This window comes from Roseivirga echinicomitans, from assembly GCF_001592935.1.
Classification (GTDB): Bacteria; Bacteroidota; Bacteroidia; order Cytophagales; family Cyclobacteriaceae; genus Roseivirga; species Roseivirga echinicomitans.
In genome coordinates, this window is sequence record NZ_LRDB01000022.1 from 1 (window position 1) to 8,268 (window position 8,268).

The 8,268-nt window shown below is 39.2% G+C and carries 7 protein-coding genes and 1 tRNA gene; 4 read left to right on the forward strand and 4 right to left on the reverse strand.

The annotated features are described in order from the left end of the window. Window positions 1–197: 197 nt before the first annotated feature. From AWN68_RS11175 to AWN68_RS11190, 4 genes are all read right to left on the reverse strand, one after another. A complete protein-coding gene (locus tag AWN68_RS11175; RefSeq protein WP_068415461.1) occupies window positions 198–1,466 on the reverse strand; it encodes an adenylosuccinate synthase in 1,269 nt (422 codons plus the stop codon). Between the two features lie 7 nt (window positions 1,467–1,473). Further along, complete coding sequence (locus AWN68_RS11180; protein WP_068415462.1) at window positions 1,474–1,815, reverse strand: STAS domain-containing protein; 342 nt, start codon at window positions 1,813–1,815, stop codon at window positions 1,474–1,476. 12 nt (window positions 1,816–1,827) lie between these two features. Continuing rightward, complete coding sequence (locus AWN68_RS11185) at window positions 1,828–2,286, reverse strand: Fur family transcriptional regulator (protein ID WP_068415463.1); 459 nt, start codon at window positions 2,284–2,286, stop codon at window positions 1,828–1,830. 154 nt (window positions 2,287–2,440) lie between these two features. Further along, window positions 2,441–4,660, reverse strand: a complete 2,220-nt coding sequence (locus AWN68_RS11190) for a RelA/SpoT family protein (RefSeq protein WP_068415466.1) — start codon at window positions 4,658–4,660, stop codon at window positions 2,441–2,443. Between the two features lie 114 nt (window positions 4,661–4,774). Between AWN68_RS11190 and AWN68_RS11195 the strand changes: the two genes are divergently transcribed. From AWN68_RS11195 to clpX, 4 genes are all read left to right on the forward strand, one after another. Continuing rightward, window positions 4,775–4,856, forward strand: a tRNA-Leu gene (locus AWN68_RS11195). A gap of 63 nt (window positions 4,857–4,919) precedes the next feature. Next, window positions 4,920–6,251, forward strand: coding sequence for a trigger factor (gene tig / locus AWN68_RS11200; protein WP_068415468.1), 1,332 nt, complete (start codon window positions 4,920–4,922; stop codon window positions 6,249–6,251). A gap of 86 nt (window positions 6,252–6,337) precedes the next feature. Next, window positions 6,338–7,012, forward strand: coding sequence for a ClpP family protease (locus tag AWN68_RS11205; RefSeq protein WP_053225082.1), 675 nt, complete (start codon window positions 6,338–6,340; stop codon window positions 7,010–7,012). Window positions 7,013–7,016: 4 nt separating this feature from the next. After that, window positions 7,017–8,246 carry an ATP-dependent Clp protease ATP-binding subunit ClpX gene (clpX, locus tag AWN68_RS11210; protein WP_068415470.1) on the forward strand — a complete coding sequence of 410 codons (1,230 nt, stop codon included), beginning with the start codon at window positions 7,017–7,019 and terminating at the stop codon, window positions 8,244–8,246. Window positions 8,247–8,268 lie beyond the last annotated feature (22 nt).

Consider the following 8,268-nt stretch of genomic DNA (forward strand, 5'->3'; position numbering starts at 1 on the left):
AACCTCAATTATTAACAACACCAACACGCTTCCATAATGGTACACTACTACATGCCTCACCGTACATAAGCAAGTAATGAACACCAAAAATAGAAACACGAAAAGATACTTCACCTGATAGAAACAACTTATTAAAACAACAAACCCCTGCTAGACCAAAGCCTAACAAGGGTTCATAATAATTTTTAATACGTCTATTAACGCACGATCGTTTCTGTTCTATCTGGGCCTAAAGACACAATTGTGATAGGAACACCTGTTTCCTTTTCAATATATTCAATGTAAGCAACCAACTCAGAAGGAAGGTTACGATACTCTTTTACGTCCCTTACATCCTTAGCCCAACCTTTAAAGGTTTTGTATACAGGAGTTATTTCTTCATCTAAAAGCTGGAATGGCATCTCTTCTGTCAATGTTCCGTCCGACAGCTTATAATGAGTACAGACTTTCAGTTCATCTAGAATACTTAAAACATCGGCCTTCATCATAAAGAGTTGCGTTACCCCATTGATCATAATGGCATATTTAAGCGCTGGCAAATCTAACCAGCCACATCTTCTTGGACGGCCTGTAGTAGCTCCAAACTCATGACCTTCATCTTGAATTCTCTTCCCAACCTCATCAAACAGCTCAGTTGGGAACGGCCCTCCACCTACACGGGTACAGTACGCTTTAAAAATACCAAATACCTCTCCAATATTCCTTGGCGCAACTCCTAGCCCTGTACATGCCCCAGCCGTCATCGTATTCGAGCTGGTTACATATGGGTAGCTTCCAAAGTCAATATCAAGCAAAGAGCCTTGCGCACCTTCAGCCAACACAGTTTGACTGGAGCGGATGCACTCGTTAATCACATATTCACTATTCACTAGATTGAAATCTCTAAGGAAGTTGATCGCCTCAATGAATGGTGCTTCAGCCTCCTCTAGATCATATTCAAAATCGTAGTGGCTTAGAATATTTTGATGCTTCTTCACCAAGTTGCGATATCTACCATCGAAGTCAGGAGCGACAATATCCCCCACTCGGATTCCATTTCGCGCCACCTTATCTTGATAAGAAGGTCCTATTCCCTTTAGGGTCGAGCCAATTTTATCTTTCCCCTTGGATTGCTCGTAAGCAGCATCCAGAAGTTTGTGCGTTGGCAATATGAGCTGTGTTTTCTTAGAGATAAAGAGGTTCTTCTTGAAATCAATATTGAATTTAGAAAGGCCTTCTATTTCCTTTTTGAAAACGATTGGATCGAGCACAACACCGTTTCCAATTATATTTCTTATCCTTTCACGGAATATACCTGAAGGAATTTGATGCAATACATGCTTATGTCCATCAAACTCAAGTGTGTGCCCAGCATTTGGCCCACCTTGGAATCTGGCGACAACATCGTATTTTGGAGCTAGTACATCAACTACTTTTCCCTTGCCTTCGTCTCCCCATTGCAAGCCTAAGAGTACATCAACCTTCATTCTAGTTTTATGATTTTAATTTTAATATTGCTTCGGCCACCGTGCTTTCAATATTGAATATGGCGTTAAGCTTTGTAATTATTAATAGCTTTTTCACATGCTCGGAAGGATTTACAATACATACCTCACCGCTCTGATTTCTAAACTTAGTTAGAATTGTGATTAAGACACCGATTCCACTGCTGTTAATATACTTTACTTCATTAATATCGATTATACAGTATTTTATTCCTTCTCCAATTGCTTGATCCGCCTCCTTAAGCAAGGCAACACCCACTTCTTCACCAATAAGGTTCCCTTGTAGTGAAAGTATTAGTGCTCCAGAATCTATTTTTGAACTATAATCCATACCAATTTCTATTTAGTTATCGGGCTCTGACTTCTTTTTTGGCTTCGCGAAAAAATATAGCGTATGATGCATTATATCAATATCAAACATTTCTTCGAGTGTGTTTTTAATGTTCTGTATTCTTGGATCACAGAACTCAAGCACTTCTGTGGAATCTAGCATTAAGATATGATCGTGCTGCTTAAAGCCGTACGACTTTTCGTATTGTGCCAGATTCTTACCAAACTGATGTTTACTGACCAAATCACACTCTACCAATAAATCCAATGTATTGTATACGGTCGCTCTAGAGACGCGGTAATTTTTGTTCTTCATTGAAATGTAGAGTGACTCCACATCAAAATGCCCTCCTCTGGAATAAATTTCCTCAAGAATCGCAAACCTTTCAGGCGTCTTCCTAAGTGCTTTGTTTTCCAAAAAAGCAGTAAAAATCTTTTTTACTTGTTCAAATACCTCAGGCTTTAACGACATACTTCTCGTGCATCAAAGTGCAAATATATAACTCTAAACTTATTTCACTCATTAGGATTGAATCTATCGGAAATTAACTCCTCTATTATATAGAAGGAAAAGAACCCAAACTAAGGCATGAGCTGATTCAACCAAGAAGCCGTCCGTATTGTTCTTATTTTAAATCTTTTGATTCGAAACGAGTCACCTTCACCACTCCATTGATTTTTGCCAGTTTCCGACTCATATCATCCAAGTGCTTTGTATTATTGATGTATAACATGATTTGACCATCGAAGATTCCCGTTTCGGTATCGATGCTGATGGATCGCATGTTCACCTTAAGTTCACTTGAAATCAAATCTGTAACATCGCGCATGAGCCCTACCCTATCTGTACCAATAATTCGAAGGCCAGCCAAAAATGCATTTTGTTGTTCAGACATCCATTTGGCTTTCACGATCCTATTGCCATGATTGGAAAGTAATTCTGGTGCGTTTGGACAAGTCGTCCTATGTATTTTTATTCCTTCATTTACGGTTACAAAGCCGAATACATCGTCACCAGGTATGGGATTACAACATTTGGCAAGGCGGTAATCCACCATATCCATGTCTTCACCAATAAGAAGAATGTCTTTTCCAGTGGTTTTCACCTTACTAAAGTCATCGCTATAGTCGCTTAACTCCTCCGTTTTGGCGCGTTGCGATTTAGTATTGACTTTAAAGTCTTTGTATTTCTTAATTTCTGAAGGGTCGATGATTCCTTTTCCTACTTTATAATAGAAATCGGTGACCGTTTTTTCCTCAAAGAAGGCACGGAGCTGATTTACCACATCTCCATCGAAGGGGATTTTCATTTGTTTAAGCTTGCGCTGAACGATCTCTTTCCCATCAATTGCTGCCTGTTTTTTATATTCCTTTAGGCTGTCTTTAATTTTTGACCTGGCTTTGGAGGTTACAACAAACCTGAGCCAGTCTTCATTTGGTTTTTGTTTAGAAGAAGTAAGTACCTCAATCTGATCTCCGTTCTTAAGTTCATAATTTAATGGAACCAGCCTGTTGTTTACTTTTGCCCCTAAGCACTTAGCCCCAACCTCTGTGTGAATATCGAAAGCAAAATCGAGCGCAGTAGCTCCTACCGGTAAAATCTTCAAGTCTCCTTTTGGAGTGAATACGAAAACTTCATCGCTAAAAAGATTAGCTCTGAAATCATCCACGAACTCAATTGCATTTGTGTCGTTCTGTTCAAGCATATCCCTCACCTTTTGAATCCACAGTTCTAAGCCAGACTCGTGCGAAGTAGGTGCTCCATCTTTATATTTCCAATGCGCTGCATATCCTTTTTCAGCAATTTCGTCCATACGTTTGGCTCGAATTTGAACTTCAACCCATCGACCGGCTCTACTCATAACAGTGGTATGCAAAGACTCATACCCATTTGCCTTTGGTGTACTTATCCAATCGCGAAGTCTATCTGGGTTGGGCGTATAGAAATCTGTCACTATTGAATACACCTGCCAGCAAGCTGCCTTTTCATGTTCACTATCCGTGTCAACAATAATTCGAATGGCGAATAAGTCATAAACTTCTTCAAAAGGTATGTTCTGTTTCTTCATTTTATTCCAGATGGAATAAATAGATTTTGGACGGCCCTTCACTTCAAATGTAATCCCTGCACGATTAAGCTCCTCTTGAATGGGAGCCACAAAACTTCTGATGAATCTACTTCGAGATGATTTACTCTCCGCAATTTTAGAAGCGATATCGGCATAAACATCTTCTTCGGTATATTTCAACCATAGGTCTTCGAGTTCAGACTTTATCGCATAAAGCCCCAGTCGGTGAGCAAGTGGTGCATATATATATATTGTCTCAGAAATAATCTTAAGCTGTTTATGACGAGGCATGCTCCCTAAGGTTCTCATATTATGAAGCCGATCGGCAAGCTTCACCAATATTACTCTTACATCTTCTGAAAGAGTGAGCAGCATTTTTCTGAAATTCTCAGCTTGTTGAGAGCTCCCATGATCAAAGACACCTGATATTTTTGTGAGGCCATCAATAATCTTGGCTACTTTGGGGCCAAAGTCCGCGTTGATTTCATCCAACTCGATTTCCGTGTCCTCTACTACATCGTGAAGAAGTGCCGCTACAATTGATGTTGTACCTAGCCCAATCTCTTCCACGCAAATCTGCGCTACAGCCAATGGATGATATATATAAGGTTCACCCGTTTTTCTCCGCATTTCCTTATGCGCTTCGAGAGAAGTATTGAACGCCTTCTTAATCAATTTGGCATCGTCATCCTTTAAAAAAGGCTTTGCTGTTCGCAATAGCTTACGGTATCTCCTAATAATTTCCTTTCGTTCCTCTTCTGCATCAACCGCTATCATATGTTAAAATTAGCCCGTGTAATTTTCGATCAATAATATTTATAAAAAAAGATTTTTAGCTATTGAATTATTTGTCTTTTAGTGTACCTTTGCAGTCGCATTTAACAATCGCACGCGGATGTGGCGAAATTGGTAGACGCACTAGACTTAGGATCTAGCGCCTTACGGCATGGGGGTTCGAGTCCCTCTATCCGCACAAATAAACCCTCGATCTTCCGATTGGGGGTTTTTTATTCGTACCAACAAAAATTGACAGGTTTTGGATATCACGTTAGACAAAAAAGCTTCAAATGTCGCTTCAATTAAAGTTAATTTAAATGAAGGAGATTACCAATCAAAGGTAGCCGACAAAATTAAAGACTACGGAAAAAAGGCACAGATCAAAGGCTTTAGAGCTGGAAAAGTACCTAAGAGTCTTATCGAAAAGATGTACGGAAAGTCTATCCTAGTAGAAGAAATCAACCATATAGTGGGTCATGCCATTCAAGATTACATTCGTGAGAACGACTTGAAGATTCTTGGAGAGCCACTTCCAAATCAAAAACAAATTGAATCAGTAGACTGGGATACTCAGTCAGATTTCGAATTTGAATACAATATTGGATTGGTAGATGAGTTCGCTTTGTCGATTGACAAAAAAGTGAAAGTAACATCTTACATTCTTACAGTAGACGATAAAGTTCTTAACGAATCAATTGATAACGTAAGAACTCAGTTTGGTAAAATGACCAACCCTGAAGTAAGCGAAGAAGGTGATTTGCTTTACGGAACCTTAAAGCAGGAAAATGGTGATATCGAAAACGATACTACTATTGACCCTTCTGATTTCACCAAAGCCAACGCAAAGAAATTTGTAGGGAAAAAATCTGGTGACGAAATCAAAGTTAACCTTAAGAAACTCTTCAAGGATGATGCTCAAGTAGCTTCTCACCTGGGTAAAACCGCTGATGAAGTAACTGACCTTGATGATGCTTTCGTTTTTGTTGTTAAAAACATCAACAGAAAAGAGGTGGCTGAATTAGATCAAGAGCTTTTCGATAAAACATTCGGTCCTGACACTGTTTCTACAGAAGAAGAATTTAGACTGAAAGTAAAAGAAACTATCGAAGCTAACTATGCTCGTGAAACTGATGCTTTCTTAAACAAAACGATTCAAGACGAATTGATCAAAGTTGCGAAAATCAACTTGCCAGATGAATTCTTGAAGGAATGGCTAAAAGTAACTGGCGAAGGAAAAGTAACTGACGCAGACATAGAAAACGAATATGAAATCTATGCCAATCAATTACGTTGGAACCTTATTTCGAGCCAAGTCGCCAAAGAAAATGAAATCAAACCAGAGCACGCTGATATTCAAGAAGCTACTCGCGCCATGATCGCTCAACAATTTGCAGGTTCAGGAATGGGCCAGTTTGCAGAGCAAATGGATTCTTTTGTTGAGCATTACCTTAAAGGTGAAGAAGGTCAGAATTACATGAAGATGGCCGAGCAAGTACAAGAGACTAAAGTGATGGAATTGATTAAAGATAAAATCGAGATCAAATCTAAAGAAGTCGATGTAGAAAAATTTAAGGACATCGTTCAGAACTAAACGAATAACAACCTTGTTAAAATTAAAGTCCTTTGAACGAAGGGCTTTTTTTTTAAATTTGTTCAGTTCAATTCTCAAATAAAAACATGATAGATAAAAACGAATTCAGAAAATATGCCATTCACAACCAAGGTGTGAGTGGAACTGCGATTGATGATTATTCTAATTATATCCAGAATATGACACGATCGGTAATTGAAGAACGCCCAACGAGGTTTGCCGAAATTGACGTGTTTTCACGTTTAATTATGGACAGAATCATCTTTTTAGGCATGGGTGTTGACGACAATATCGCCAATATCATCACTGCTCAATTGCTCTTCTTAGAGTCGGTTGATCCTAAAAGAGACGTTTTGATGTACATAAATAGCCCAGGAGGCTCTGTTTACGCTGGTTTAGGTATTTACGATACTATGCACTATGTTGGGCCGGATGTGGCTACCATATGTACTGGTTTGGCTGCCTCTATGGGAGCGGTACTATTGGCAGGTGGGGCAGCAAATAAAAGAGCCGCTTTACCTCACTCTAGAATCATGATCCACCAACCAATGAGTGGAATGCAGGGTCAGGCTTCTGACATGGAGATTTCATTGAAACAAACGTTAGAAGTTAAAAAAGACCTTTACAATATCCTTTCTAGTCATTCAGGCCAAACTTACAAGAAGATTGAGCAAGATTCAGACAGAGATTATTGGATGAGAGCTTCAGAAGCTAAAGAGTACGGATTAATTGATGAGGTCTTGATTAGACCTAAAAAATAAGATTATGGCAGAAGTAACCTGTTCTTTTTGTGGAAGAAATAAGAAAGATGTAGACCTGATGATTTCAGGGATTCATGCGCACATTTGTAATCACTGTATTACTCAAGCGAATCAAATTCTTTCCGAGGAACTAAAAACAAAAAATGCTGAAGAATCTGCACCTAGGTTCAACGTAATTAAACCGATAGAGCTGAAGAAGCATCTCGATCAATACGTTGTTGGGCAGGACGAGGCTAAAAAGGTTATTTCTGTAGCGGTTTACAATCACTATAAACGATTGACTCAACAAAAGATTGATGATGATATCGTGATTGAAAAATCAAACATTATTATGGTTGGGGAAACGGGCACAGGTAAAACTTACATTGCCCGGACCCTTGCCAAAATCCTTCAAGTACCTTTCTGTATAGCTGATGCTACGGTATTAACCGAAGCTGGTTATGTAGGAGAAGACGTAGAGAGTATTCTTACCAGACTATTGCAAGCTGCCGATTACGATGTAGAATCTGCTGAAAGAGGCATTATCTACATTGATGAGATCGACAAAATTGCTAGAAAGTCAGACAACCCATCCATCACCAGAGATGTGAGTGGAGAAGGTGTGCAACAAGCACTTTTAAAATTACTAGAAGGAACAAATGTTAACGTTCCTCCTCAAGGCGGAAGAAAGCACCCTGACCAGAAAATGATTTCGGTAAATACTGAAAACATACTTTTCATTTGCGGTGGAGCTTTCGATGGCATTCAAAGACATATTGCAAGTCGTTTGAACACACAACCGCTTGGCTTTATTTCGGCACAAGATGATAAGGACGATTACGACAGAGAAAATCTTCACCAATACATCAACGCTCAGGATTTAAAGAACTTCGGATTAATCCCAGAATTGATTGGTCGTTTACCAATCGTTACTTTCTTGAATCCGTTGACCACTGAGATTCTAAAAGACATTCTAACCACTCCTAAAAACGCACTTACAAAACAGTATGTGAAGTTGTTCGAGATGGAAGAAAAAGAATTGACATTTGAACCTTCGGCCCTCGATTACATTGTGGAGCGAGCACTTGAATATAAATTAGGTGCGCGTGGTTTACGCTCCATCTGCGAGGCCATTATGACCGATGCCATGTTCGAAATGCCTTCTGACGCTAAAAACATCAGACTAGACATTGACTTAGAGTACGCTAAAGAAAAGTTGGAGAAATCTAAGTTTAAGAAGCTGAAGGTTGCTTAAAGTAATCAGGTAATCAGGTAAT